This window comes from Citricoccus sp. K5, assembly GCF_902506195.1.
In the GTDB taxonomy this organism is placed as follows: domain Bacteria; phylum Actinomycetota; class Actinomycetes; order Actinomycetales; family Micrococcaceae; genus Citricoccus.
This window is the reverse complement of record NZ_LR732817.1, coordinates 3,555,264-3,582,225: the sequence shown is the minus strand read 5'-3', so window position 1 is coordinate 3,582,225 and position 26,962 is coordinate 3,555,264. Positions and strand designations below refer to the sequence as shown.

Below are 26,962 nucleotides of genomic sequence, written 5' to 3'. Positions count from 1 at the left end.
AGCGGAAGGGCCTTACCCACCTCCAATAGTATTGTTGGCCCAGCCGGGAGGCTCGGCGACGGAATTGAAATGGCCCTCAACTGGATCTGGTGGTCGATTACCTGTACACCTCGGCGGTCTCCGCACCGGGGATGCCGGCGTAGGAGTGCAAGCCGGGGAAGTACGTGTTGACGATGGTGAAGTTGAAAACGATGCAGGCGTAGCCGATGATCGAGAGCCAGGCGGCGCGTTCTCCGGTCCAGCCGCGCGTGGCGCGGGCGTGCAGGTAGCCTGCGTAGACCACCCAGACTACGAAGGTCCACACTTCCTTGGTGTCCCAGCCCCAGTACCGGCCCCAGGCGGCTTCGGCCCAGATGGCGCCGGCAATCAGGGTGAAAGTCCACATCACGAATCCGACGGCGTTGATGCGGTAGGACCAGTTCTCCAGGCTTAGTGCCGGGGGCACCATGCGCAGGAATGGCCTGATTCGGGCTTTTTCAACAGACATCGCGGCCTCACGCCGGTGCTGGATGAGTTGCAGCACGCTCATGGCGAAGGTCAGGGTGAACAGGGCCGAAGCCAGCACAGCCACCGACACGTGGATGATGATCCAGGGGGATTGCAGGGCCGGCTGCAGGTGGGCGATCGGCGTGGGGAAGCCCATGGTCGCCGCAGCCATCATGACCACCACGAGGCCGGAGACGAAGGTCCCGAGGAAACGGATGTCTTTGCGGATCAGGAACAGTAGGTAGACCACGGCGACCAGCATCGCGCCGGTGGTGAGGAACTCGTACATGTTGCCCCACGGCACCCGGGAGGCGGCCACACCGCGGGCGATCACCGCGAAGGCATGCAGCAGGGCCCCGATGACCATCAGGGCCACGGCCACGTTCGCGACAGGCCGGCGGACGGTACCGAGATAATCCATGTCGTCGTTGACCAGCTCCTCGTTGAGCTGAATAGCGGTCGCTGAGGACCCACTTTGTGCACGGCCTGCCGGCGCCGCTGGCGGGTGGTCTCCTGCGGTGTCAGGCACAGGGCGCCCGACGCCGGCTCCGGCCATTTCCCGGCGGGGTCGTTGGCGAGCTAGTTCGGACTCTAAATTTCGGATGGTCGTGGAGGAGGTCGCCACGTCCAAAGTGAACAGGATGAAGGCCGCGACGTAGATGAACGCAGCGATCAACATGAACAGGTCGCTGTAGCTGGCCAGCTGCAGGTTGATGGAGGGCATGATTTACTCCGGTCGGTTCTCGGTGGTGTTGGGTTTGCTTTCTGGGGGCCGGTGGATGGCAGGCATCGCGGCCTGAATGTCGACGGGGTGGGCATCGTGGCCGCTTGGCGGCTTGTAATCGGAGGTGGAGGGGCCTCCCTCAGCGTCGTCGGCATCCTTGGGTGCCTGGACCGGCCAGGTCCTTTCCATCTGGCGTCGCAGGGCGACGTTCTCTTCGCGCAGGCCGAAGCTCTCACCGCGAGCCAGCAGGCCATACTCGACCGTGGTATACCCGTTGGGGTCTGTGGTGCCACGGACCCACACGCGGCGGCGGCGCACGAACAGGCTCACGCCCAGTGCCAGCATCGCCAACACGGCGAAGATGCCCACACCCCATTTGGCGGGGTCGTAGACGATGTCCAGGCCCACGAAACGCTTGACGCCGTCAAAGGCTATGGAACCCTTGCCCTCCGGCAGCTCGTAGGACTCCCCCGGGGACAATGTGATGCCGCCGGCCTCGAGGTTGCGGGAGTTCAGCTCGGTGAGGGTGTCGGTGTCCAAGACGTAGACGTTCTGCGGTTCGCCCGTGTCCAGGCCGAGATCGCCGTAGTAGGAGTTGAGGTTCAGCTCGGGGTTGAGCAATTCGGGGTCAATCGAGATGGCCACCCCGTCCTCTCCGGTGTAGGCCGTGGGCAGGAAGAACCCGACGAAGCCGAGCTGGTCGGGTTCGGAGTCGGGGGCTTTGATGACCATCAGGGAGGTGTACACCTGGTCTTCTGCCCGGCCGATCACGGGGCCTTGGAAGGCGATGTTCCCAATGCCGTCCCGCACGGTGACCTCGGGGGCGTAGCCGTTGCCGACCAGGTACACGCGGACACCGTCGATGTCCAGGGGATGGTTCACCTTCAGCTCCGTGGTCTGCTCCGGTTCGCCCGGTCCATGACGTACGCCCAGCACGGCGGTGAAGTCCAATGCTTGGCCGTAGTGGGTATCCGACTCGCGGTCGAACTCGGCCTCGAAGCTGTCCAGGGTCATGGAGAACGGGTTTAGCTTCTGCTCGGAGAAGGCGCTGCCGGGGGTGAAGGCGTCGTAGGCGACGAGGGTGTTGGCGAATCCCTCGCCTTCGACGAGGATCTTCTGGCCCCGGTAGCTCAGCATCGAGCCGGCCGCCATAAACGCCAGCACTCCGATGAGGGACAGGTGGAAGACGATGTTGCCGATTTCGCGCACGTAGCCGCGCTCGGCACCTACGGAAGCGTTGCCCTCGGCTTCCTGGCGGACCTGGATCCGGTAGCCGCGCTTCTTGAGGATCTTGGCCGCTTGGTCTACCGCGTCCCGGGGGGACGGCCCGGTGGATTCCAGCACGACTTTTCCGTACTCGGGCAGGCGGGAGAGTAGGCGGGGGGTGCGCGGCGGGGCAGAGCGCAGGGCCTTGGCGTGTTTGACGGCGCGCGGGAACACACAGCCGATCAGGGAGACGAACAGCAGGAGGTAGATGGCGGAGAACCAGACGGACGAGTACACGTCGAACATCTGGAAGCGGTCCAGCCACTCCCCAGCCGCGGGATTGTCGGAGATGTAGTCATCCACGATCCCGGGACCGGCCGGCCGCTGCGGGAACAGCGAGCCCGGAACGGCTGCAACGGCCAGCAGCAGCAACAGCATCAGCGCGGTGCGCATGCTGGTCAGCTGGACCCACAGGAACCGCAGGGTGCCCGTGAAGCCCAGGGCGGGCAGCTCCGCGTCCTGGCGCTGGTTCGGCGCATCGGTGTGGCTCATTTCGGAATCCTCCCGTCAGTAGCGGGCGAGGCCTGCCGGTCGTGGAAGCCGGTGTTCTGGGGGCCGGCGGCCAGCAGTGGATCCGGCACGTCCTGGCTGGAGGTGTACGTGGACAACGAACCGGCGGTGACGATATCGGTGAGGGGTTGGTTCACCAGATACTGGACGGCGGCGCGCGGGAGGGTCAGGAGGTCCATGGTGGGTTCAGGCCTGTTCGCCCAGCACCGTGGTGATCAGGGTTCGTAGCGTGGACCGCTCGGCGATCCCCAGGATTCGGGCCGAGACCCGGCCCTGACGGTCCAGCACGATCGTGGTGGGCACGGCCTGCGGTGGGACGTAGTCGGTCATGGCCAAGAGCACCTGGCCATTGAGGTCTTCGACCGAGGGATAGGTGATGCCGAAGTTGCGTTCGAAGGCCTGCGCGGTGGCCACCGTGTCCCGGACATTGACGCCCACGAAGCGGACGTCTTGGGGCTCGAGCTCCTCGTGCAGGGCCTGCAGGTCCGGGGCCTCCACCCGGCACGGCGCACAGGCGGCGTACCAGAAGTTAAGCACCGCGGGATCCCCGACGAGGCTGTCCGTGCTGATTGGCTCCCCGGAGAACAAGGTGGAGCTGAACTGCACCGGCTCACCGCGCTCATCCGGCCTAATCTCCAGGACCGACCCGTCGCCGGCGATGTAGTTCTTGCCATCGGCATTGCCGGCTTGGGCGGCCAGTGGGTCGTCGCTTGAGCAAGCGGCCAGCACCGGCAAGGCGGCGATCCCGGCCAGTCCGACCAGGACCTGTCGGCGTCCGGGCCGACGCAGGGGGTCGGGGGTCCGAGGGGCGGACCCAGGGGAATGCTTCAGGTTGGACATGACGTACCTCCGATACTTCTTCTGCGGGGGTAGGACGACCTTCGAATTCTACAGTCTGTAGAAATCGGGGAAACGATGGCGAAGGCCGACCGGGGGGTGTGGTTTATGGCACGCGGCGGTTGAGCCGGTGAGCAGTCGTCAGTTCGGGGTGAGTCCTGGGACGAGGACCTTTTAGATGGGGGTAGTGAAGGTGCCGGCGAGGTTCTGCAGTTGATAGATCCAGGCCGTCCAGATCCCGGTGGCCATTAGGACACCGACCAACACGAGCAGGGTGCCGCCGGCGATGTTGAACACGCGCATGTGGCGGCGCACGAAGCCCAAGGTGGTGCTCACCCAGCCCAAGCCTCTGGCGACGAGGACGAAGGGGATGCCCAGTCCCAGGCAGTAGGAGAATCCCAGCAAGGCACCGCGCCAGGGGTCGCCGGTGGTGGTGCTCAGGGCCAGGACGGCGCTGAGGGTGGGGCCCATGCAGGGCGTCCAGCCGAGGCCGAAGCCCACGCCCAGTAGCGGCGCTCCGGCCAGCCCGGTCTTGGGTTTAAAGGTGAGAGTCTTGGTTCTTTGCAGGGTCGAGAGCATGCCCATCAGCGCCAGGCCCATGAGGATGACGATGACCCCCAGGATGCGGATCAGCAGGTCCTGCCAGCGCAGCAGCCACCCGCCGATCAGGCCGAAGGCGGCGCCGTAGAGGGTGAACACGGCGGCGAAGCCGAGGATGAACAGGCCCACCCCTGTCATGACCCTGCGTCGGTTGTCCGGACGGGTCGGGTCGGACAGACCGGAGACATAGCCCAGGTATCCGGGGACGAGCGGCAGGATGCAGGGCGAGAGGAAGGAGACGAGCCCGGCGATGGCCGCCAGCGGGATGGCCATCAGCAGCGCCCCGGACTGGACGGTCTGAGCGAAGTACTCGCCCATCTATTTCCTCCTTGGGGTTGTGTCCGGGGATGGTGGCCGGAGGCCCGGGTCGGGACGGTCCTGGACGTGGTGGGTGCGAGTGGACGATAGGGGCATGTTCTTTCCTGAACGGGCACCGGGCGACCGCCCGGTGGATGGAGGGACGAGGCGTGGGTGGAGTGGTCAGTGGATGTAGGAGAAGACGCCCATCATCCCGGCCTCGGCGTGGTAGGCGTTGTGGCAGTGGGTCAGCCACTGTCCCGGGTTGTCCGCCTCGAAGTCGAAGACGATGGTCTGCCGGGGTTTGACGATGACTGTGTCCTTGCGTGCACCGTTGTCGGCCAGCTGGAAGGTGTGGCCATGCAGGTGCATGGGGTGCCACATGTCGGTGTCGTTGGTCATCGTGACCCGCACACGCTCGTCCAGCCGGAGCTTGAAGGCACCGTCAAAGGGGTTGGCCGGGTCGAAGCGGCGCCCGTTGATACCCCAGTCATAGTCGGCCATCGATCCGGTGAGCCGCAGCTCATGGCTCCTGGTCGGTTCCTTTGGCTCGAGCAGGACGGATTCGTGGGCCTTCAGTCGGCTGCCATCGAGCACGGTCCCGCCCAGGGTCTGCGGGAGCCGTCCGGAGAGAGCGGTGTTCGATCCGGCTTTGATGATGCCGTAGGAGTGGCCGGTCTTGCCCTCGGGCAGGGCCAGAACGGGCACGGCCTGGTCGCCAAGGGTGACCAGCACATCCAAGCGTTCACCCATGCCCAAGACGACGGCGTCGGCCTGACGCGGCTGGACCGGGAACCCATCGGTGTGGGTGATGGTCAATTCCTGACCGGGGACCCCAACCCGGTAGGCGGTGTCTCCGGCGGCATTGATCAGTCGCAGACGGATACGGTCGCCGGGCTTGCCGTCGATAGTGTCGGGTTCGGCTGGGGGGCGGCCGTTGAACAGGTGCACGGGGATCCTCACGTCGCCGGCATCCCCGCCCAGGTAGTCGCTCTCAGCCCCCATGAGCATGTGCTTCATGGGCATGCCGGAGGAGCTGTCCTCGCTCATGGACCCGTGATCCATCCCCTCCATACCCTCCATGTCACCGGACATGTCCATTCCGGCGGAGAGCTCCTCGACGACTTCCTCGGGCGTTCCGGTGATCCCGTCGAGCCAGTCGTCCAGGATCACGACCCATTCCTGGTCATAGTCGAGGGTTTCGTTGGGATCCTCGACGATCAGCGCACCGTACAGGGCGCGTTCGCGCTGGGTGTCGAAGTGGGAGTGGTACCAGTAGGTGCCCGGATGGGAGAGCCGGAATCCGTACGAGTAGGTTCCTCCGGCCGCGATGGGATCCTGGGTCACTCCCTGGACTCCGTCGGCGTCATTGCGCAGGGCCAGTCCGTGCCAGTGCACGCTCGTTCCCTCCGGAAGACCGTTGGCGACGGTGACGTCGAGCAGGTCGCCGGTCTTGGCGCGCAGCAGCGGTCCGTTGAGGCTCTTGTCGTATCCCCAAGTGGTCAGGGTCCGACCTTCGAGGGAGGTCTCGAAGGGTGCGGCGGGGAGTCGGTTGGCGACGGTGGTGCCTGAGTAGGCACGTCGTTTTTCGTATTCGGCGATCAGCGGGTCGGTGGGCAGGATGCGCCCTGACGGTCGGGCGGTGGCCAGGGGGTCGGAGCATGCGGCCAGTCCGGCCATGGCGAGGGCGCCGACGGAGGTGCCCAGGAAGGCGCGGCGGGTGGTCAGTGGGGAGGTCATCGGTTCTTCTTTCCTTCTCCCGATCACCTGCCGCAGGGAGGTACGACGGGGGACGGGTATGGCTCATCAGTTGCTGATGGGATGGTGGCCCACAGGCTGCTGCGTGCCGTCCCCAATGCAAGGGGGCGGCTGTGCTTGCCGGTGGACACGACCGGGCATCCTAGGTGCGGTTGATGGCCAGTTGAACCAGTGAAGGAGTCCAGGGAAGCCTGAAGTGGACAACCCAAGGCAGTGGGGGCGCGGTCAGCCCCTGCCCGGGAAATGACGTGAGCTCCCGGGGCTCTAGATCCAGGACGACGGAAGGCGTGGTTAGGGAGGAGGCGCAGGTGTCGCCCCCGGCCTCCAGTGCGCAATACGGCAACCCGCTGCCGCCTGCGGCATTATCCCCGGGAGGCTGGGCTGTGAGCACGTCTCCGGGTGCCCAACCGGCAGGGCCGACGGTTGTCGGCCCGGGATGCTGGGACACCGTTAAGGCGGAGGTGTCGATGCCGGCCATCACCGCGCCGGTGCCCACGCCAGCATGCATCCCGAGCAGGCCGAGGAGCAGCACGAGGATGCCCAGAACCGGCCTGAGGGCGGTCCGACGGGACAGGTCAAGGCGGTGAAGATGTCGGCGTTCCGCCATCGGCACTGGCCTTTCCTGTTCGTCCTTGCTGGTCATGGTCCGGTTTAGGGCCCGCGGCTTGGCGCGGCATGGGTCACAGCAGCGGTTCGGTGGTGTTCCCGCCGTCGGTGGTGCGTAGGACGGCCGTGCCGATGACTAGGAGTGCTTCGACCTGCCCGTCGTCAGTGATGCTGGCTCCCAGGGCGGAGGCCGTGTCGCTCAGTGGGTCACTGGAGGTCCAGGTGTCGCCGCCGTCGGAGCTGGTCAGCAACCGGCCGTCGGTACCGGCGCCAACGACTGTGGTGTCGTCGGCCCAGGCGACCAGGTGCATCAGCTGCGGGGTGTCCAGGGTGCTCCAGGTGGCACCGTTGTCTACTGACCGCAGCATCCCGGCTTCGGTGGTGGTCAGCACGGTCCCAGTTTTCGGGGAGATGGCCAAGGACGCGGGTGGGGTAGGGATCGTGAGGGTCCGCCAGTTGATTCCGTCGGCGCTGGCACGCAGTTGACCATCGAAGCCGAGGACGCCGGCCGGGCCGGCGGCCAGGGCGTGGAAGTCGGATTGGCCGCCACGGGAGAGCACCTCCCAGCTCAGGCCGCGGTCCGTGGACTCGGCCAAACCCAATGGTTCGGGCAGGTCGGTACCGGGCGCCGGGTGACCGGAGGCCAGATAGCGGCCCTCGGGCGTCACGGCGAAACCCATGAGATCCACCACCGGGCCCACCTGGACCAGATCGCGGTCCTGGAGGCGGAACAGGCCCTCGTGGGTGGCCAGGAGCACGAGGCCGTCGTCGGGGTCGCGCACGATGGCATGAATGTGGGTGATCGCCGTACCCGGGGTCTGCGTGTTGGCGTCTTGGGGGCTTGAGGTGTTCGGCACGGTGCAGGCGGTCAGGGTGCCGACACCGATCAGGCCGAGTCCGCCGGCGAGCAGGGTTCTGCGGGTAGTCATGGTGCCTTTCCGCCCCGATCCGATTGCGGGGCCACCTACCATTGTCCGCCGGAGGCTCAGGGGCTCCGGACGGTTTGCCTTGAAGGTTTGATGAAGATTCCCCGGTCTGGTGTCTTGGGTCGCTCTCCGGGCCGTGAGCCGGGGGAGACTGAACACATGAACTTTGGCACTGGCTCGTCCACCGGGCGGGTGTTGGTCGTCGATGACGAAAAACCCCTGGCACGCATGGTCGCCACCTACCTGGAGCGGGCCGGCTATGAGGTCACCACCACCCACACCGGACCCGATGCGGTACAGGCTGCCCGCATGCATGATCCCGACGTGATAGTCCTGGACCTGGGCCTGCCCGGACTGGACGGGATCGAGGTGTGCCGGCGCGTGCGGGCCTTTTCCGAGTGCTACGTGCTGATGCTCACCGCCCGGGGCAATGAACCTGACCGGCTGCAAGGGCTGGCGGTGGGCGCCGATGACTACATCACCAAACCCTTCAGTGTCCGGGAACTGGTCGCCCGTGTGGGGGCGGTCATGCGGCGGCCCCGCACGACGGTAACCGTCCCAGAACCGGCACGGGCTTTCGGGTCGCTGGTGATCGACCTGGGCGCCCACGAAGCCCACGTGGACGGGAAGTCGGTGGGGCTGACGCGCACGGAGTTCGACCTGCTGGCGGCCCTGTCGGGACGTCCCTATCAAGTGTTCTCCCGGCGTCAGCTGATCGATATCGTCTGGGATCCGGGGTGGGTGGGTGATGAACGAATCGTGGATGTGCACATCGGCAACCTGCGCCGCAAACTCGACGATAACCCCGGGCGCTATGTCGACACGGTCCGCGGTGTTGGCTACCGGATGGCAGAACAGTGACCGGCCAGCGACGTTACCGCGGCCTGGCGGCCCGGTTCTTCCTGGCCCAGTTGCTGGTGGTGGTGGTCAGCATCCTGGCCGCGGTGGCGGTGGCCTCCCTGGCCGGCCCCCCGCTGTTCCACGAGCATTTGGAACAGGCCGGGGCCGGGCATGATGCGACCCAGATGCTGCACGTGGAGCAGGCCTACCGAGACACCAACTTCTGGACCCTGGGTGTGGCCTTGGCCACCGCCCTAGTCTGCTGCCTGGTGTTGACCTGGTATGTCGCCCGCCGGATCCAGAACCCGATCCATGCCCTGACCCAAGCCGCGACGGCCATGGCCGGCGGCAAGTACGACACCCGGGTCCCGGCCATGGGGGCAGGGACCGAGGTGGAGGACCTAGCCGCCTCGTTCAACACCATGGCCGAGCGGCTCGAACGCACCGAGAGCACCCGCCGTCGGATGCTCTCGGACTTGGCCCACGAGATGCGCACTCCCATCTCCGTGCTCACCGTCTACCTCGAAGCCCTGCAGGATGGAGTCTCACACTGGGGCGAAGCCACCGGCGAGCTCATGGACGAACAGCTGGCCCGCCTCACCCGGCTGGTGGAAGACATCCACGACGTCTCCCGGGCGGAGGAAGGACGGATCGAGCTCGATCGCACCATCGAATCGGCGGGCGAGTTACTGCAGGCCGCCGCCGTAGCCCATCGGGACACCTATGCCGCCAAGGGCGTGGCCTTGATCCTGAATCCGAGCCAGGACATCGCGACCGTGGAGGTCGACCGCCAACGCATGGGTCAGGTGTTGGGCAACCTGCTCACCAACGCCTTGCGCCACACCCCCGCAAGAGGCCAGGTCACCCTGGATGCTCGGCAGAGTCCAGGAGGGATCACGCTCAGCGTCAGCGACACCGGCGAGGGCATCCTCCCCGAGCACCTGCCGCACATCTTCGAACGGTTCTACCGCGGGGACACCGCCCGCGACCGGGACCACGGCGGGTCCGGGGTCGGCCTGGCCATCTCCCGGGCCCTGGTCCAAGCCCATGGAGGGTCCCTGACCGCCAGCTCCGCAGGTCCGGACACCGGGGCGACGTTCACCGTCCACCTGCCTGCCCGAAGCGACAGAAACCACTCCATCGCCACTTGATTGATACCCTCCAGGGGTATATACCGGGAGGAGGGCGCAGTCCCACCGCCCACATCCGACGAAGGAGCCCACCATGACCGAATCGATCCCCAGCCCCCTGCCGATGGCCACCGGCGGCTGCTCGTGCTGCACCCCGGACGCCGCCCCAACGCCGGGCTCCGCCGCCGCGGAGACGTCTTTCCCTGCCGCTTCCGGGACCTCCACCACGTATCGGGTGGAGGGGATGACCTGTGGGCACTGCGTCGGAATCACCGCCGGAGCGGTGAGTGCCCTGCACGGGGTGGACGATGTCAAGGTCGAACTGGTGGCCGGCGGCATTTCCCCCGTCACCGTGACCGGGTCCGCCTCCGCGGACGCCGTACGGGCGGCCATCGAAGAGTCCGGCTACCGCGTCCTGATGTCCTGATCGCTTGGCCCACTGTCTCGGACCCGTAGGGGTCAAGGGAAAGGAAATATCATGAGCACCTCGCACCACCACGGCGACCATCACGCCGACCATGACCAGCACGCCGATGAGGACACCCACGGTCAGGCCATGCCCCAGGGACACGCCCACTCCGCGGTGGATGAAGACCACGCGGTCCACGACCACGGGGAACATGCCGGACACTCGGTGGCGATGTTCAAGAACCGGTTCTGGCTCTCACTGGTCCTGTCGATCCCGGTGGTGGTCTTCAGCCACATGGTCGCCGACCTGCTCGGCTACCGGGTTCCCGAGTTCCCGGGCTCGGAGTGGATCGCCCCGGTGCTGGGCACCGTGATCTATTTCTACGGCGGCATGCCGTTCCTGAAGGGCGGGATCACGGAGCTGCGCTCCCGGCAGCCCGGGATGATGTTGCTGATCGCGATGGCCATCACGGTGGCCTTCGTGGCCTCCTGGATCACGTCTCTGGGCATCGGCGGGTTCATGCTGGACTTCTGGTGGGAACTGGCCCTGCTGGTGGTCATCATGCTGTTGGGCCACTGGATGGAGATGCGCGCCCTGGGCGCGGCCTCTTCCGCCCTGGATGCCCTGGCCGCCCTGCTACCGGACGAGGCTGAGAAGGTCACCGAGGACGGCACTACCGTCACCGTTGCGATCGGTGATCTGGCCGTCGGGGACACAGTCCTGGTCCGCTCTGGGGCGCGGGTGCCTGCCGACGGAACCCTGACTGAGGGCACGGCCGAGTTTGACGAGTCCATGATCACTGGCGAATCCCGGTCCGTGGCCCGCACCGTGGGCGAAACGGTGGTGGCCGGCACTGTGGCCACCGACAACACCGTGCGGGTCCGCATCGAGGCCGTCGGGACCGATACCGCCCTGGCCGGCATCCAACGGATGGTCGCTGACGCCCAGGAATCCTCCTCCCGCGCCCAGGCGTTGGCCGACCGGGCTGCCGCGCTGCTGTTCTGGTTCGCCCTCGCCGCAGCCATCATCACCGCCATCGTCTGGGTGGCCATCGGCCAGCCGGACGACGCCGTCACCCGCACTGTCACCGTGCTGGTGATCGCCTGCCCGCACGCCCTGGGCCTGGCGATCCCGCTGGTGATCGCGATCTCCACGGAACGGGCCGCCAAGGCTGGGGTGCTGATCAAGGACCGGTTGGCCCTGGAGCGGATGCGCACCATCGATGTGGTCCTGTTCGACAAGACCGGCACCCTGACCGAGGGCGCGCACGTGCTGACCGGAACCGCACCGGCCCCAGGCACCTCCGAGGCACATCTGCTGGCTTACGCGGCCGCGGCCGAGGCCGACAGCGAGCACCCCGTGGCCCGAGCCATCGTGGCAGCCGCCACCGCCCATGCCGAAGCCGCCGCGCTGGGACTGCGTGGCACTGGGTTCCAGTCGGCGACCGGCCGCGGGGTGAAAGCGACCGTGGACGGGTCCGAAGTCCTCGTGGGTGGACCCAACATGCTCCGCGAACTCGCCCTGGACACCCCCGAGAACCTCCGCGCTGACACCCAGGCCTGGACCGAGCGAGGGGCCGGGGTGTTGCACGTCGTCCGTGACCGCGCCGTCATCGGGGCGGTGGCCGTGGAGGACCGCGTCCGCCCCGAGTCCCGGGCCGCGGTGGCCGCCCTGCACGCCCGCGGGATCAAGGTCGCCATGATCACCGGCGACGCCCGTCAGGTCGCCGAGGCCGTGGGAGCGGACCTGGGCATCGACGAGGTCTTCGCCGAAGTCCTGCCGAAGGACAAGGACTCCAAGGTCACCGAGCTGCAGTCCCGCGGATTGCGCGTGGCTATGGTCGGCGACGGCGTTAACGACGCCCCCGCCCTGGCCCGGGCCGAGGTCGGCATCGCCATCGGTGCCGGCACTGACGTGGCCATGGAATCGGCCGGCGTCGTGCTGGCCGGCAACGACCCACGCGCCGTGCTGTCCATGATCGAACTTTCGAGAGCCAGCTACACCAAGATGATCCAGAACCTCACCTGGGCCACCGGCTACAACCTGATCGCTGTTCCTCTGGCCGCCGGCGTGCTCGCCCCGATCGGGTTCGTGCTCTCTCCGGCGGTCGGGGCGGTGCTGATGTCGCTGTCCACCATCGTGGTCGCCCTCAACGCCCAACTGCTGCGCCGGACCGATCTGGATCCGGCCCGACTGGCCCCGGCCAGCCCTTCGGATCGGGACACCACACTCCAGCCCGCGACGGCCACCAGCTGATCGCGGCCCTGGACCCTATGTCGAAACCCCAATGGAAGGAAACCCATGAAACGCAACACCACCACCCTGGCCGCCCTGGCCTTGGCCTCCGCCCTGGCCTTGACCGCCTGTGGCGGCACCGGTGCCGAGGACAACGGCGCCGGCTCCGAGTCCACCCCGGCCGCCAGCTCGGCTGCTGCCACCTCCACGGCCACAGACACCGCTGCCCCGTCCGCCACGGCTACCGGCTCGGCCGAGGAGATCTCGGCCGAGCATAACGACGCGGACGTGATGTTCGCCCAGATGATGCTCCCTCACCACGAGCAGGCCGTTGAAATGAGCGAGATGCTGCTGGCCAAGGACAACGTCCCGGCCGAAGTCGCGGACTTCGCCCAGCAGGTGATCGACGCCCAGGGACCGGAGATCGAACGCATGAATGCCATGCTCACCGCCTGGGACGCGGAACCCATGGCAGAGATGGAGGGCATGGACCACGGCGGGATGTCCGGGATGATGTCCGAGGAGGATATGGCCGCTCTCGAGGAAGCCCAGGGCACCGAGGCGGCCCGGCTGTACCTGGAACAGATGACAGCCCACCACGAGGGCGCCGTCGACATGGCCCAGGACCAGGTCGACAACGGCCAGAACCCCCAAGCGGTGGCCCTGGCCGAGCAGGTCATCACCGCCCAAGAGGCCGAGATCGCCGAGATGGAGCAGATGCTCGGAAACCTCTGACGGGATCCACGGCCCCCTCTTGATCGGCTCTGCCCGTTCCGCTGCCGCACCAAGGACCTACACGGCCCCCTCCATCCTGGGTGGGGCCGTGTAGGTCCTGGCGCATCGGTTGGACCTCCAACCGACTCGGGATCCCGACATTGCTGGGGGTGCGCCCTGGGGATCCGTCAGTCGGTGGGGCACTGGCGTTCGGCCGGTTCCTCGTAGTCAGGCACGGACCGTGCTTGGGCCTGCTCGGGGGTCGTGACGATCCCGTTGTCCTGGATGTCCTGGATCAGCCAGTCCATCTCGAAGATTTCCCTCCGCTGGGCCTCGCTGATTTCCACGGCCAACTGACACACCCTGACGTCCTCGATACCGGCCCGCTCGGACCTCGTGATGGCCAGCGAGTGGTGTGGAATCATGGCGCGCATGAAATCGCTGTCGTTGACGGTCGCCTGGCTGCGGTCCAGGACGATGCCGCCGCCCAGAAGCACCGCGCTCACGAGCACCACAGCAATGTTCGCCTTCGCGTTCCGGTACATGTTGAGCATCCAGGCCAGCATCACCAGCCCCATCGCCCCGCCCATGGTCAAGGCCATGAACAGCCTGCTCTCACTCCAGCGGACGTGTCCCCACTCCCAGGAACCGGCGAACATCGTCCAATACATGACCACCATGCCGGTCAGGATCATCGCGGCGAACCGCAGGTACATCTTCAGGGAGCGGCTGGGCGCCTGATGACCCCCGCCGCGATCACCACCCTGGTCACTGCTGTGCTCTGTCTTTGACACGTCGAGTTCTCCTTCTGCGGGGATGCTCTTGTACCGCCGGGCCAGTCAGGGCCAGCAGCCGTGGAACACGTGCTGCTGGCCCTGACCGGCATTCCGGCATGGGCCTGGACTGCGCTCAGCCCAAGGAGGCGAGCAACTCGGCGCAGGCCCGCTCGCAGCGCCGGCAAGCCTCAGCACACACCTTGCAGTGCTCATGCATTTCAGCGTGGGAGGCGCACTCGTCCCCGCACGTCTTGCAGGCGGTCCGACACGCCTCGAGCAGGGCACGAGTGGTCTCGACATTGTTGCCGGTCTGCCTGGACAGCACCGCCCCGGTGGTGGCACAGATGTCGGCGCAGTCCAGATTGAACCGGATGCACTGCCTCAGTTCGGCCACCATGTCCTCGGCCAGGCACGCGTCCGCACAGGCCGTACAGGTCTGAGCGCACTCGAAACAGGCCTCGATGCACTCGGCCAACTTCTGCCGGTCGATGTCGCCCAGGTCCTTCGGGTAGGTATCCAGCATCGAGCTCACGTGATGGGTCATGGCTTACTCCTTCATCGGTGCGGTTCGGAAGACGAACCGGCCGGAACCGGCCCGCCATGCAACCGACCGTAGACCCCCGCCCGGCCCGGATAAAGGGCTCAACTTTGAAGATTCCGTGAAGATCCCAGCCGGTCACGGGCTCCGCTCGGGCCGTTCGAGCGGGCGGCTAGGCCCGAGATGACGGCCTTTCCGGTCCCGGCTCAACCCTGCATCGGCTCGGAACTTGGCACTCCGGCAAGTTGCGACCTGATAACGGATCCGTATTGTTGCATAACGTTCTGGTCACGGACCATTTCGGCTAAGTGATAGCTTGCTCGACGCCGAGTTGCGAGGCCGTGGGAGAAGTCCAGAACATGTACGCCAATGTCTACCGAGGTAACCCATGTCCTACCCCACCCGCCGTGCCCGCATCGAGGCTGAGGCCCAGGCCCGCCGTTCCCAGTACCGCCGTTCCCTCACCATGGGTGCGGTTGGCCTGACCACCGTGGTGGGAGCCACGGTGGCCGGCATGGGGCCGGCCGCAGCCAACGAGGGCGCCTACTCCGCGCCCAGCGGCTCCACTGCTAATTCCTGGACGTGGGAGGGCGGTACCGCAGCCGAGACGTCCCGCTCTTCCAGGGTTCACACGCACTCGTCCGGGACCAGCAGTGAGCCGGCCCAGGACATCCAGCGGGCCTCTTACTCCACTGCTTCCTCCAGTAGCACTGGTTGGGGGGCGGCCGTGCAGTGGGCTACGGCCAAGGCTGCCGATCCGGGCGTCGGTTACGTCTGGGGTGGTAATGGCCCGACCGGCTACGACTGCTCCGGCTTCACTCAGAACGCGTTCGCGCAGGCCGGCATTGAGCTGCCTCGGAACTCCAAGGCCCAGTATGCGGCCGCTAGCCAATACGTCTCCCTGGACAACCTCCAGGTCGGTGACCTGGTCTTCTGGTCTAACAACGGCTCGGCCTCCGGGATCTACCACGTGGCCATGTACATCGGCGACGGCAAAATCGCCCACGCTCGCAACCCGCAGATGGGGGTGGCCGTGACGGATGTCGACTACAGCCCCTGGAATATGATGGGCACCGCTGCCCGCTACTGAACGGCACGGGATCAGCCTGCTCGCAAGGTGAAGGCCTGCAGGGCCGATCGGTGCTTGACTGCATCTCTTCCAGTTGGTGGGCTCAGATTAGACGTAGCGGTTAGGCGGGACCCTTGGTGAAGGTCGTCCCGGCCGCGGTCCACACGGGTGCTGAACGAGAAGAGTCCGCTTGTGCAACACATGCTCCCGCGTCGGTCGCAGACCGTTTAGGGAGCTGGTCGGCTGCGTGTCGGTTCTCCCGCGTCGGCGGTGCCTCCGCCGGCGCGGCGAACTGATCTGGGATCGCACGTGGACAAGAATCATTCGTGACTCAAACGTTATATTCCCAGTCCCCGCCGTCGTGAAGGACCTCATGACAAGCATCGCCTTCCGGACCGCCTCTGCCCTGGTCGCAGCACTGCTACTGACATCGTGCAGCGCGCCTTCCCCCGTGCCGAACCTCCCTGGGGAAGCAGACGGCGCCGGCTCCGGCGCTTCCGCCTCTCGCGCGCCCGCTGCCCCATCATCGGCTGCCACCAGCCCGACGATGGAACCCGAGCCGGGACAGCAACTCCAGCAGCACGCCGTGGCTGCGGCCCATCCGGAGGCCGTCGAGGCCGGGATGGACATCCTGGCCCAGGGTGGCAATGCAGCCGACGCCGCTGTGGCCACGGCCTTCGCCGTGGCCGTGGTGGAGCCCTATGCCTCCGGGATCGGTGGCGGGGGATCGGCGATCCTGGCCGGCCCAGGTCGCGAACCGGTCAGCTTCGACTACCGCGAAGTGGTGGCCCAGGACGGCAGGATCCCGGACTCCGGCACGGGCATTCCCGGTTTCGTTGCGGGACTCGCCGAGCTGCATGCCGAGCACGGCGACCTGGACTGGGACCAGGTGCTGGAGCCGGCCATCGGTTTGGCGGGCGATGGCTTCCCCGTCTCGGAGTTCTTGTCTCTTCGGTTGCGTTCCGACTTCGGCCCCGCCTCCATTGAGGGGCTCAACCATTATCATGACGCTTCTGGCGATCCGCTGGCCGCCGGCGACCGGCTGGTTCAGCGGGATCTGGCTCAGACCATGGCCTCCTTGGCCCAGGAGGGACCGGAGTCCTTCTATACCGGCGGCCTGGCTGCGGAGTTGACCAGGGTTGACGGTCTGGACGCCGATTCCCTGGCCGCCTATGAGCCGGAGCAGGTCGTGCCGGTCGGCGGTGTCGTCGGAGACTACGAGGTCCTCTCGGCTGCCCCTCCGCTGCCCGGTGCGGCCCTGGTCCAGCAGTTGCAGCTCGCCGAGGCCTTGGGCATCGACGGCCACGAGCCCGGCAGCCCCGGATACGTAGACCGGCTGTCCGAGGCATGGATCGCGGCCGAGGGTTCGGTGAAGCACCTGATCGGCGACCCGGATTTCGTGGACGTTCCCGTCGATCGGATCACGGATCCCGAAGCCAACGCCCGGATCGCCGAGCAGGTGAATCTGCTGGCCGGCGGAGCCGACGCCAGCGCCTCCACGGGGCCGGACGCCCGCGAGGGCGCCGTGCCCGGTGCCGGGGACGCATTGGTGCAGGCCACCGGTCAGCCCGTGACGGCTGGGAACACGACGCACCTGACTGTGGTGGACCAGGACGGTTTCACGGTGTCGATGACCAACACGCTCACGAGCTTCTGGGGCGGCAGCGAGTCGGAGTACGTGGGAGGGTTCTTCCTCAACAATCAACTCTCCCGGTTCGCCACGGAGGAGTCGGAGGCCAACCAGCCGGAGCCGGGGCGCAAGTCCGTGAGCTGGTCGGCCCCGAGCATGGTGCTCGACGATCAGGGCCGGCCGGTGCTCGGGCTGGGTAGCCCGGGCGGGCACCAGATCCCGAACATCCTCACCGGCGTGCTGGTGGCGTGGGGCCTGCGGGACGCCACGCTGCAGGAGGCCGTGGACGCACCCCGATTCCACCTGCAGGACGGCGTGCTGGCCGTAGAGGAGGAGCCCTCCCCCGAGCTAGCCGAACTGATCGCGGCACGGGACTGGGAACTGCAGCGCACCGAGCGTGACCAAGCGATCTTCGGTTCCGTGCAGGCCCTGGAGATCAACTACGAGACCGGTCAGATTACCGGTGCCAGGGACAACCGCCGGGAAGCAGACGTGGCCATCGCCGACTCCCGGACGGGAGCAGAATGACAGCCATGGGCACTGTCCCCTTTTCCTTCGACCAGCCCGACGGTGAACGGCGGACCCCGCGTCCGTCCGACGGCGGAACCGGTCAACCGGGGCGTGACGCCCACGGATCCAGCGTGGGACGCGCCAGCGACGGACAGTCCGACGGCAGAGGGCAAGGTGGACGACTGGTCGGTCTGGACGTCGCCCGGTCGATGGCAATCATCGGGATGATCGCCGTCAACGTGGGCCCCCGGGGCGCCGACGGCATCCTGGGCACGCTGTACGACCTCCCCCTGGGGCGGGCCTCCCTGCTGTTCATGCTCTTGGCCGGGGTCGGGACATCCATCATGACCCGGTCCGTGCGCGCTCCCAGCGGTGCGTCCATGCCGTGGCGTACCCTCCTGTGGCGGGCGGCGCTGCTGCTGGTCGGCGGCTTGGCCCTGCAGTTGGCTGGCCATGAGGCGAGTGTGATCCTGCCCCTGTATGGGCTCCTTTTTATCGCCTGTCTGCCATTGCTGAAGGCACCCGGCTGGTTGCTGGCCGCCCTGTCCGGCGCATCCCTGGTCCTCGGCCCGCTGGTCTGGCTGGCAGCGCGGAGGGAATCTGACGCGTTCCAGGTCACGGAGCCGACCCTGCTGGACCCACCCGCTGAGATCCTGGGCGGCATCCTCTTCACGGGGTCTTACCCGCTGGTGGTGTGGGCGGCCCCCTTCCTGATAGGGATGCTGCTCGGACGCATCGACCTGAGGAACCCGGCCCTGCACCGACGGCTGGTGTTGTGGGGTGCAGTGGCAGCCGTGGGCGCGTACCTGCTCTCGCAGCTCCTCATCCTGGTCCTGGGCGCGCCGGGCCGGATCGTGGGGCTAGATCGGCTCGTCTCGGCAACCGCCCATTCCCAGATGCCGTTGTGGCTGGTCTCCAGTTCCGGTGCCGCGCTGTTCGTGCTGGGCCTGTGCCTGATGGGGGAAAGGTTCGCGTCCCGGCACCTGTCCGTGTTGGCGGCCACCGGCCGGCTGTCCCTGACCGTCTACGTGGGACACCTACTGGCCCTGGCCGTCATCGTCCGCCCAGGCCCGGGCTCCCTGGCCGAAGGGATCCTGGTCACGGCGGTCCTGTGCACCGCAGCGGTCGTCTTCTCCTGGCTCTGGACTCGACGGTTCCAGACCGGCCCGTTGGAGATACTGTTGCGCCTGCCGCCGCGGAAAACGACATCCGAACGGAACGGGTAACAAGCACCGTCCACTGCCGATATGCGTGCTCAGGATCTCCCGTATCCAGCATTGCGCTGTGTAATCGGCATGAACCGGATCCGACTGGAGCCTGATCACTCCATAGACGAACGCGGCTGCCAAGCCCAAGTCGTTTTGCCTTCTTCCTGAGGTCAGTGGTGTGCGTGCTGGCAATCCACGCTCGACACTTTTGTGCGTGGGTGCCAACGGCACCCACGCTGCCGATCGCGAGCCGGATGGCGATTCCAGCTTGGTCCATTGTCTTTCCCGATGGTGCTTGACAGGGATACCCCCTGCGGGTATAAATAAGACCGTAACGTACCCCCCTGGGGTATAAAGTCCAATCGGGAGAGATCATGAACACCACTGAATTTCAGGTGACCGGAATGACCTGCGGGCATTGCGAGATGTCGGTGCGCGAAGAGGTTGAGGAGGTCCCCGGCGTTGAGTCGGTCGAGGTGAGCCACCAGGACGGGACGCTCGTGGTCACCGGCGCCGAACCCGTCGATGAAACCGCGGTCATCTCTGCGGTGCAGGAGGCTGGCTACCAGGCGGTGCGGTCGGCGTGAATACTGCCGGACGGCTGGGTGCCTACGCTGCGGGGCTGGCGGTGGTCTTCGCTGGTTCCTTCGCGGCCGGCGGAGCCCTAGTGCCGGACGAAACGGTCTCAGCCTGGATACAGCAGGCTGAGGAGCTGCGGATGGACCAGCACCCCGCCGACGGGCAGGAGGAACACCCCGCCCCCGCCGAATCGCCTGAGCCAGCCGACACGGACGACGACCTCTGACTCTGGCCAAGGATCAATGAGTGTGGCCGGACCTCCCGGCGACACCGGAAGAAGGATGAACCCCATGTCTGCACCCCTGGTCACGCCTGAGGCGGGCAGTACCGACGTCGAACTGGTGATCGGCGGAATGACCTGTGCCTCGTGCGCGAACCGGATTGAGCGCAAGCTCAACAAGCTCGAGGGCGTCACCGCAGCGGTGAACTACGCCACCGAGAAAGCCCGGATCAGCGCCCCGGCTGGCTACGACCCCCAGTCCCTGGTCGCCGAGGTTCAGAAGGCCGGCTACGCCGCCACACTGCCCGGCACCGGCCGGCAGGACCAAGACGGGGAAGACGACCACCCCGACGCCGAGCTGGTGTCCCTGCGGCACCGGCTGATCGGCGCCGCGGTGCTGGGCATCCCGGTCATCGCCATGTCGATGATCCCGGCCCTGCAGTTCGAGTACTGGCAGTGGTTGTCCTTGGCGCTGGCCGGACCGGTGATCGTCTGGGCTGGCTGGCCGTTCCACAAGGCCGCCTGGATGAACTTGCGCCAGGGCACCGCCACCATGGACACGCTGATCTCAATGGGCACCATCGCGGCGTTCCTGTGGTCCCTCTACGCCCTGTTCCTCGGCACCGCAGGGACCCCGGGGATGACACACCCCTTCGAGCTGTCCGTGGCCCCCACCGACGGGGCCGGGAACATCTACCTCGAGGTCGCCGCCGGGGTGCTGCTGTTCATCCTGGCCGGCCGCTACTTCGAGAAGCGCTCCAAGCGCCAGGCCGGGGCCGCGCTGCGCGCGCTGCTGGACCTGGGCGCGAAGGACGTGGCCGTGCTGCGCGACGGGGCCGAGACCCGCATCCCCACCGACCAACTGGCCGTGGGCGACGAGTTCGTGGTGCGTCCCGGGGAGAAGTTCGCCACCGACGGCGTCGTGGTCACCGGCCGCAGCGCGGTGGACGCCTCGATGCTCACCGGCGAGTCCGTGCCCGTGGAGGTCGCCGAGGGCGACCCGGTCACCGGGGCGACCGTCAACACCGGCGGCCGGCTCGTGGTCCGCGCCACCCGCATCGGCTCCGACACGCAGTTGGCGCAGATGGCCAGGCTGGTGGAGGACGCCCAAACCGGCAAGGCAGAAATCCAGCGGTTGGCCGACCGGATCTCCGGGGTGTTCGTGCCCATCGTGATCGCCATCGCGGTGGCCACCCTGGCCGCTTGGCTCGGTGCCGGGTTCCCGGCCGCCGCCGCGTTCACCGCCGCCGTGGCCGTGCTGATCATCGCCTGCCCCTGCGCCCTGGGCCTGGCCACCCCCACTGCCCTGCTGGTCGGCACCGGTCGCGGCGCCCAGCTGGGCATCCTCATCAAGGGCCCGGAGGTGCTGGAATCGACCCGCAAGGTCGACACCATCGTGTTGGACAAGACCGGGACCGTCACCACCGGCAAGATGACCCTGCAGGGCGTGCACCCCGCTGCCGGGACCGGCCAGGACGAGCTGTTGCGCCTGGCCGGGGCCGTGGAGGACGCCTCCGAGCACCCGATCGCCCAGGCCATCGCCCGCGGCGCCACCGAACGCGTGGGAGCCCTGCCGGTTCCCGAGGCCTTTGCCAACCACGAAGGCCGCGGCGTGCAGGGCGTGGTCGACGGACACCTGGTCATCGTTGGCCGCGAGACCATGCTGGCCGACTGGTCCCTGACCATGCCGGCGGACCTGGCTGACACGAAGGCCCAAGCCGAGTACACCGGTCAGACGGCCGTCGTCGTGGCCTGGGACGGGCAGGTCCGCGGTGTGCTGGTGGTGGCCGATGCCCTCAAGGCCACCAGCGCCGAGGCGATCGCCCTCTTCCGCAGCCTGGGCCTGAAGCCGATCCTGCTGACCGGTGACAACCGTGCCGTGGCCGAACAGGTCGCCGCCCAGGTGGGCATCGAGGAAGTTCTAGCCGAGGTGATGCCCCAGGACAAGGTCCGCATCATCACCGAGCTGCAGGAGCGGGGGCAGGTCGTGGCCATGGTCGGTGACGGCGTCAACGACGCCGCGGCCCTGGCCCAAGCGGATTTGGGCCTGGCCATGGGCACCGGTACCGATGCGGCCATCGAGGCCGCCGACATCACCCTGGTCCGCGGGGACCTGCGTGCCGCCGCGGACGCGATCAGGTTGTCCCGCAAAACCCTGGGTACGATCAAGACCAACCTGTTCTGGGCGTTCGCCTACAACACCGCTGCGATTCCGCTGGCCGCCCTGGGCCTGCTGAACCCGATGCTCGCCGGGGCGGCCATGGCCTTCTCGTCCGTCTTCGTGGTCGGCAACAGCCTCCGGCTACGTGGTTTCACCAGCAAGGCCGGCACTACCGTGCAGGCCGCCAGTCCAGCGCCGGAATCCCAGCCGGCCCACGCCCTAACCACCTGAAACGTCTGACGCCTGACCGAGTGGAGACCACCATGACCACCCCCGCCGAAGCGACCGAAGCCGCGCACCATGCCGGGCACCACGGATACATCTCCGACAAGGACCGGTACCTGGCCCGTCTTAGGCGCATCGAAGGACAGGCCCGCGGCATCCACCGCATGGTCGAGGAAGAGAAGTACTGCATCGACATCCTCACGCAGGTCTCTGCTCTCACCTCCGCCCTGCGCGGGGTCGCATTGGGACTGCTGGACGACCACATGAAGCACTGCGTCGTGGATGCCGCCCAGCTCGGCGGAGACGAAGCCGAAGCCAAGATGAAAGAAGCCTCGGACGCCATCGCACGTCTCGTCCGCTCCTGACCCGACCGCCAGCACCTCAGAGTCATGCCCACCGTTTAGCGGACGGGCCCCTCGCGATCGCAACAAGGTGGTCCACGACGAAGTCGCCATTGGAGCCCGGTCGGGAGGGTGTACCCCTTCGAGACACTCGCGGTGCCGACGGAAGTGTGCTGTTAGAGAGGAGCCCACAATCACATTGGGACTAACACGGATGACGGGACACCGAGGGGTGCGGGCCAACGACCTACTATGGAACCGTGAATTCTCCCGCAGACGTTGCCCCCGGCACTGAGGCAACTCGCCCCCTGAGCTGGTACGCCCGGCCCTTCGGCACGGCCTGGGTGCTGCTGATCACCGCCCTGCTGGGCCTGTACGGCACCCTCATGCTGGTCATGGAACGGGTGATGCTGTGGAACGATCCGAACCACATCACCAGTTGCGATCTCAATCCCTGGGTGTCCTGCGGCGAGGTCATGAAGACGTGGCAGTCCCAGCTGTTCAACTTCCCCAACCAGTTCATCGGCATGGTGGCATTCCCGATCGTCATCACCATCGCCATGGGCCTCTTTGCCCGGGCTCGGTTCGCCCGCTGGTTCTGGATCGGCATGAACCTCGGAGTCCTGGCCGGCTTCGTCTTCATCGTCTGGCTGTGGAGCCAGGCCGTCTACGAGATCAACATCCTCTGCCTGTACTGCATGGTCGTCTGGGCCGGCATGATCCCCCTCTTCGTCCTGCTGACGTCCCGGAACCTCCAGCACGGTGTGATCCCCGCGTCTGCCAGGGTTAAGAAGTTCGCCGCGGAGTGGTCCTGGCCGATCATCGTCCTGCTCTACGTGGGCGTGCTGGCCTCGATCATGCTGCGCTTCTCCAACGCTTTCTTCTAAATCGAAGCACCTCCCCGTCGCGAAAACGTGCCAGCTGAAGAACTGGCGGTCTTCTGTCTCCATGCCCTCACCCTGGCCGGCATGCGCCCACAGTCGTGACATGACCCTGGGCAGGTGGTCCCCACCGTGGAGGGACGACGCGCACCCGGACTGCAGGGACCTTGCCGGATCGTGGATTGCGGCCGCCGTGTCCACCGGTAGTCGTGTCCCGGAGGCTAAGTTGGACGCACCCGGCGCCGGGGACGGCGCCGAGGCCCGAGTCGCAGGAGGCGGAGTGTTTCGACCCACTGACGGACGGTCCTCTCGCCTCGGCCTACTGCAGGCCACCGCTGACGCCGTGTTACAGGGCGGCGGCCCCCTGCCGGGGCATCGGTGCACGTGGGACTTGACTATGATCCTCGGTGACACGAACGGCCCCCGCCGGCGACCACGGATCTAGAATGAGGTCCTGTGACGTGTACCACGCAGCCTGAGGGGGTATCGGGATGAGGGCGTGGCTTTCGCGCACCCGTGGCGGCCTCCGCAAGCAGTCGGCCGGCGGTATGGCCGGTCACGCCCGCCGTCATGGCGGGCCGCGTCGGGCGAGGGCGGTCCGCCGGGTCTGCGCCCTGCTGGCCGCTACTGGACTGGCGGTGGTGGTCGCCGGCTGCGCTGGGCCCGGCCAGGGGCAGCCCCCGGAACCGGTCCTGGGGCACGGCGAGCAGTTCTCGGTGGGTGTCTTCGAGCCTCGGGCCGGCCGGGTCGGCGCGCCCCGCGCGGGGACGCTGGTCGTGCACGAGGGCGGGTGCCTGGCCCTGCGGCACTCCCCCGCCGCCGGCGGTGGGACCCGGGTGGTGGCCGTCCCGGTGGGCAGTTCCGTGTCCGAGCGGGGCACGGTGTACGTTGTGGCCGGCGACGCCGACCGCAACGACGGGCCGGTCATGGCCGGGCATGTGGGAGCCCAGGTCCGGTTCAAAGGCCCCGAGGTGGTCCTGGGCGAGGTGGGCGGCAAAGGCGTCTTCATGCCGCCGGGCTGTAGAGCCGACGGCACTCGGATCCTGTTGGTCAAGCCCTGAAGGCCGCACTGCTCGGGCAGGCAACGGCGTCGTGAGTCCCCGGGCTGGCGTTGGGCAGCCGCCTAGGGCGTGTCTCCTAATGCCTTGAGCCAGATGGTGATGGCGCGCAGTACCACGCCGCCGCGGTAGGTCAGCGCGAGCTTGTCATAGCGGGTGGCCAAGGCCCGCCACTGCTTGAACACGTTGAAGGAGCGCTCCACCACGTTGCGGCGCTTGTAGGCCTCGGGGTCGTAACCGACGGGCCGTCCGCGCTTGGCACCGCGGCGGGTACGGTTGGCGATCTGGTCGGCCCGTTCCGGGATCACCGCCTGCACACCCTTGCGGCGCAGCAGCGCCCGGATGGCCTTGGAGGAGTAGGCCTTGTCGGCCAGGGCCCGCACCGGGGTGGTCCGGGGCCGTCCCCTGCCGGTGCGGGGCACGTACAGGCCGGCCAGGACGTGTTCGAACATCGGGGCGTCCCCGCCCTGGCCCGGGCCGAGCAGTATCACCAGCGGGCGCATGTTCCCGTCGCACAGGTGGTGGATCTTGGTGCTCAGCCCGCCCCGGGAGCGGCCGATCGCGTGGTCAGGCGGCTCCTGGCGCTGTTTCATGTAGTTCGTCAGGTCCCCCTGTGCTGCGCGTCAGGTTCGTGGCGTGCTGGTGCGCGCGGTTGATGGTCGAGTCGACCGAGACCTCCCAGTCGATCAGGCCGGCTGCGTCCGCGTGCCCGAGCAGCGCGGTGAGGATGGCGTCCCAGGTTCCGTCGCCGCTGAACCGGCGGTGGCGCTTCCAGATGGTCTGCCACGGGCCGAAGCACTCCGGCACATCGCGCCAAGCGATCCCGGTCCGGTACCGGTAGATGATGCCCTCGACCACCACCCGGTGGTCCCGGAACGGCCGGCCCGCCCCGGTGGCCGAGGGCATCAATGGCTCGATCAGCGCCCACTGCTCGTCGGTCAGGGCTTCAGTGCGTGTCACTCGTCCAGCATGTCAACGCGACCAGCCACCCATTAGGAGACACACCCTAGGCGGCTACCACGACACCGTCACCCCGCGGGCCGAAACCGCCAGCGTTGACGAACTCCGCGACACCGGACTGCTGATGGTCCCGTTGATCCCCAACCGCACCATCGTGCAGGAGGCCAGGACCGCACGCTCCTGGTACGGCGACTACCGAAAGGGCCGCCCCGTCGTCGACGCATACACCGAGATCACCAGGAAGGTCCTCAGCGCATGAGCACCCAACCAGACCGCCCCGAAACCTTGCCCCGCCGCAACCGGCCTCAACCGGCTCCAGATGAGGCGGTTGACCCCGTCGTGCCCACGGTTCGCACCAGTGAAGGTCAGCCGTCCCAGGTGCAGGCCCCGGCAGGGTCGGCCCGAACAACCCGGCGAGGGCAAGCCACCGTGCAGCTCGGAGTTCGCGTCACTGAGGACATCGCAGACCTCGTCGCGGCAGAAGCTGACCGTCGCGGCATCAGTCAACGCGCCGTCGTCGAAGAAGCGCTCCGCGCCCACCTCGGCGGCTGATCCTGTGACGGCTGACTTCCGCGATGCGTCAGTCCGCCCACACCGCCAACGGCATCAGTTGGGAACTACCTGGGGCCGCTGAGGACGAAGCCCGGGCGATCACCGACGCGAGCTAACCCAGACCCTGAATCAGCTCAGGTCCGTTGTTGCGCACGTTGCCTATGGCGGTCCCGACTTCGGTCAGGGTCCATGCTGAGGCGGTCTGGTAGGCCTGGTTCCGCACGTGCTCGACCAGTGCTTCGGCTTCGCCTGCGGAGGCTAGCTTCTCGGGGTTCAGCCAGGTGTGCATGGTGTCGCGGTCCATGGGCAGGGGTAGGCGGTCGTGCAGGCCGGCCAGTTGTTCCAAGGTGGCCTCGCCGGTGCCGGTCTTGGGGGAGGGGCCGGTCAGGATGGTGCAGCTCAGAAGCCACCTGCCCTCATCGCCCTCCGCATCAGCCGGGTCTTTCCACCACTCGTAGAGCCCGGCGAAGTAAATCAGGGAGCCGTCTGCGGGGTGAACGAAGAAGGGCCGCTTCGGTGTGCCCTTGGGTGCATCTGCGGGGGGTTTGAGCCATTCGTAGTACCCGTCGACCGGGACCGCGCACCGTTTGGCTTTCACGGCAGCGCGAAAGGTTGGTTTCGTGGAGACGGTTTCCGAGCGGGCGTTGAAGGCCCGCGAGCCGACGGATACGTCCTTGGCCCATGGCGGGACCAGGCCCCATCGGGCCACGTGGATTTCCCGGCGGGTCTCGTCCTCGATCGCTCGTTCTAGGATGATGGGAACCTCGCTGGTCGGTGCGACGTTCCAGTTCGGTCGAAGCACCAGCTCTTCCTCGGGCTCGACCGCACCGGCATCTGCCACCAGGTCGCCGATGGCTCGGGCCATCACATACCGTCCACACATGAGGCCCAGTCTGCCGCACGCGCTCCTGCGGGC

The 26,962-nt window shown here is 67.2% G+C and carries 27 protein-coding genes; 15 read left to right on the top strand and 12 right to left on the bottom strand.

Annotated features, from left to right (window positions below; genetic code table 11):
* Positions 1-97: 97 nt before the first annotated feature.
* The 8 genes from ccsB to BOSE125_RS16085 form a co-directional block, all read right to left on the bottom strand.
* On the bottom strand, positions 98-1,210 hold the full coding sequence (gene ccsB / locus BOSE125_RS16120; protein ID WP_159554209.1) for a c-type cytochrome biogenesis protein CcsB: 1,113 nt from the start codon (positions 1,208-1,210) through the stop codon (positions 98-100).
* A 3-nt stretch (positions 1,211-1,213) separates the two neighbouring features.
* Positions 1,214-2,968 carry a cytochrome c biogenesis protein ResB gene (locus tag BOSE125_RS16115; protein WP_159554207.1) on the bottom strand — a complete coding sequence of 585 codons (1,755 nt, stop codon included), beginning with the start codon at positions 2,966-2,968 and terminating at the stop codon, positions 1,214-1,216.
* Positions 2,965-3,165, bottom strand: coding sequence for a hypothetical protein (locus BOSE125_RS16110; protein WP_159554205.1), 201 nt, complete (start codon positions 3,163-3,165; stop codon positions 2,965-2,967). The genes BOSE125_RS16115 and BOSE125_RS16110 overlap by 4 nt, the downstream gene beginning before the upstream one ends.
* Positions 3,166-3,172: 7 nt before the next feature.
* Positions 3,173-3,826, bottom strand: coding sequence for a TlpA disulfide reductase family protein (locus tag BOSE125_RS16105; protein WP_159554203.1), 654 nt, complete (start codon positions 3,824-3,826; stop codon positions 3,173-3,175).
* 171 nt (positions 3,827-3,997) lie between these two features.
* Positions 3,998-4,741, bottom strand: a complete 744-nt coding sequence (locus BOSE125_RS16100; RefSeq protein ID WP_159554201.1) for a cytochrome c biogenesis CcdA family protein — start codon at positions 4,739-4,741, stop codon at positions 3,998-4,000.
* Between the two features lie 162 nt (positions 4,742-4,903).
* Entirely contained in the window at positions 4,904-6,460 is a 1,557-nt protein-coding gene (locus BOSE125_RS16095) for a multicopper oxidase family protein (RefSeq protein WP_159554199.1), read from the bottom strand.
* A 160-nt stretch (positions 6,461-6,620) separates the two neighbouring features.
* Positions 6,621-7,121 carry a hypothetical protein gene (locus BOSE125_RS16090; RefSeq protein ID WP_159554197.1) on the bottom strand — a complete coding sequence of 167 codons (501 nt, stop codon included), beginning with the start codon at positions 7,119-7,121 and terminating at the stop codon, positions 6,621-6,623.
* A gap of 37 nt (positions 7,122-7,158) precedes the next feature.
* Entirely contained in the window at positions 7,159-8,013 is an 855-nt protein-coding gene (locus BOSE125_RS16085; RefSeq protein ID WP_159554195.1) for a F510_1955 family glycosylhydrolase, read from the bottom strand.
* A 156-nt stretch (positions 8,014-8,169) separates the two neighbouring features.
* On the opposite strand from BOSE125_RS16085, the gene BOSE125_RS16080 reads away from it, so the two are divergent.
* From BOSE125_RS16080 to BOSE125_RS16060, 5 genes are all read left to right on the top strand, one after another.
* Positions 8,170-8,871, top strand: coding sequence for a response regulator transcription factor (locus tag BOSE125_RS16080; RefSeq protein ID WP_159554193.1), 702 nt, complete (start codon positions 8,170-8,172; stop codon positions 8,869-8,871).
* Complete coding sequence (locus BOSE125_RS16075) at positions 8,868-10,001, top strand: HAMP domain-containing sensor histidine kinase (RefSeq protein ID WP_159554191.1); 1,134 nt, start codon at positions 8,868-8,870, stop codon at positions 9,999-10,001. The genes BOSE125_RS16080 and BOSE125_RS16075 overlap by 4 nt, the downstream gene beginning before the upstream one ends.
* Positions 10,002-10,074: 73 nt before the next feature.
* Positions 10,075-10,407 carry a heavy-metal-associated domain-containing protein gene (locus BOSE125_RS16070; protein ID WP_159554189.1) on the top strand — a complete coding sequence of 111 codons (333 nt, stop codon included), beginning with the start codon at positions 10,075-10,077 and terminating at the stop codon, positions 10,405-10,407.
* A 51-nt stretch (positions 10,408-10,458) separates the two neighbouring features.
* Complete coding sequence (locus BOSE125_RS16065; RefSeq protein ID WP_159554187.1) at positions 10,459-12,645, top strand: copper-translocating P-type ATPase; 2,187 nt, start codon at positions 10,459-10,461, stop codon at positions 12,643-12,645.
* Between the two features lie 45 nt (positions 12,646-12,690).
* Positions 12,691-13,359, top strand: coding sequence for a DUF305 domain-containing protein (locus BOSE125_RS16060; RefSeq protein ID WP_159554185.1), 669 nt, complete (start codon positions 12,691-12,693; stop codon positions 13,357-13,359).
* A 167-nt stretch (positions 13,360-13,526) separates the two neighbouring features.
* On the opposite strand, the gene BOSE125_RS16055 is transcribed toward BOSE125_RS16060, so the two are convergent.
* Positions 13,527-14,132 (bottom strand): DUF305 domain-containing protein, encoded by a 606-nt coding sequence (locus tag BOSE125_RS16055; RefSeq protein ID WP_229672763.1) that lies wholly within the window; start codon positions 14,130-14,132, stop codon positions 13,527-13,529.
* A 115-nt stretch (positions 14,133-14,247) separates the two neighbouring features.
* Complete coding sequence (locus BOSE125_RS16050) at positions 14,248-14,658, bottom strand: four-helix bundle copper-binding protein (RefSeq protein ID WP_159554183.1); 411 nt, start codon at positions 14,656-14,658, stop codon at positions 14,248-14,250.
* Between the two features lie 382 nt (positions 14,659-15,040).
* On the opposite strand from BOSE125_RS16050, the gene BOSE125_RS16045 reads away from it, so the two are divergent.
* The 9 genes from BOSE125_RS16045 to BOSE125_RS16005 all read left to right on the top strand — a co-directional run bounded on the left by BOSE125_RS16045 (position 15,041) and on the right by BOSE125_RS16005 (position 24,537).
* On the top strand, positions 15,041-15,742 hold the full coding sequence (locus tag BOSE125_RS16045) for a C40 family peptidase (protein ID WP_159554181.1): 702 nt from the start codon (positions 15,041-15,043) through the stop codon (positions 15,740-15,742).
* A 526-nt stretch (positions 15,743-16,268) separates the two neighbouring features.
* Entirely contained in the window at positions 16,269-17,879 is a 1,611-nt protein-coding gene (locus tag BOSE125_RS16040; protein ID WP_159554179.1) for a gamma-glutamyltransferase, read from the top strand.
* A gap of 5 nt (positions 17,880-17,884) precedes the next feature.
* Positions 17,885-19,087: a DUF418 domain-containing protein gene (locus BOSE125_RS16035; RefSeq protein ID WP_159554177.1), complete on the top strand. Its 1,203-nt coding sequence runs from the start codon at positions 17,885-17,887 to the stop codon at positions 19,085-19,087.
* Between the two features lie 356 nt (positions 19,088-19,443).
* On the top strand, positions 19,444-19,656 hold the full coding sequence (locus tag BOSE125_RS16030) for a heavy-metal-associated domain-containing protein (RefSeq protein WP_188806897.1): 213 nt from the start codon (positions 19,444-19,446) through the stop codon (positions 19,654-19,656).
* The gene (locus BOSE125_RS16025) at positions 19,653-19,874 is read left to right on the top strand and encodes a hypothetical protein (protein ID WP_188806898.1); all 222 of its coding nucleotides are present in this window, start codon (positions 19,653-19,655) and stop codon (positions 19,872-19,874) included. Before BOSE125_RS16030 ends, BOSE125_RS16025 begins: the two co-directional genes overlap by 4 nt.
* A gap of 64 nt (positions 19,875-19,938) precedes the next feature.
* Positions 19,939-22,260, top strand: coding sequence for a cation-translocating P-type ATPase (locus tag BOSE125_RS16020; RefSeq protein WP_159554175.1), 2,322 nt, complete (start codon positions 19,939-19,941; stop codon positions 22,258-22,260).
* A gap of 32 nt (positions 22,261-22,292) precedes the next feature.
* Positions 22,293-22,619: a metal-sensitive transcriptional regulator gene (locus BOSE125_RS16015; protein ID WP_159554173.1), complete on the top strand. Its 327-nt coding sequence runs from the start codon at positions 22,293-22,295 to the stop codon at positions 22,617-22,619.
* A 236-nt stretch (positions 22,620-22,855) separates the two neighbouring features.
* Positions 22,856-23,482: a vitamin K epoxide reductase family protein gene (locus tag BOSE125_RS16010; RefSeq protein ID WP_159554171.1), complete on the top strand. Its 627-nt coding sequence runs from the start codon at positions 22,856-22,858 to the stop codon at positions 23,480-23,482.
* Positions 23,483-23,967: 485 nt separating this feature from the next.
* Positions 23,968-24,537, top strand: coding sequence for a hypothetical protein (locus BOSE125_RS16005; protein ID WP_159554169.1), 570 nt, complete (start codon positions 23,968-23,970; stop codon positions 24,535-24,537).
* A 62-nt stretch (positions 24,538-24,599) separates the two neighbouring features.
* Here the strand turns inward: BOSE125_RS16005 and BOSE125_RS16000 are convergent.
* Positions 24,600-25,494, bottom strand: a protein-coding gene (locus BOSE125_RS16000) for an IS5 family transposase (RefSeq protein WP_159554167.1) whose coding sequence is annotated in 2 segments (ribosomal slippage) — positions 24,600-25,136 and positions 25,138-25,494 — 894 coding nt in all. Because the reading frame shifts where the segments join, the coding sequence is not laid out codon by codon here.
* 255 nt (positions 25,495-25,749) lie between these two features.
* Between BOSE125_RS16000 and BOSE125_RS18280 the strand changes: the two genes are divergently transcribed.
* Positions 25,750-26,046, top strand: a complete 297-nt coding sequence (locus BOSE125_RS18280; protein WP_371300679.1) for a ribbon-helix-helix protein, CopG family — start codon at positions 25,750-25,752, stop codon at positions 26,044-26,046.
* 112 nt (positions 26,047-26,158) lie between these two features.
* Here BOSE125_RS18280 and BOSE125_RS15990 read toward each other — a convergent pair whose 3' ends face one another.
* A complete protein-coding gene (locus tag BOSE125_RS15990; protein ID WP_159554163.1) occupies positions 26,159-26,929 on the bottom strand; it encodes an SOS response-associated peptidase in 771 nt (256 codons plus the stop codon).
* Positions 26,930-26,962 lie beyond the last annotated feature (33 nt).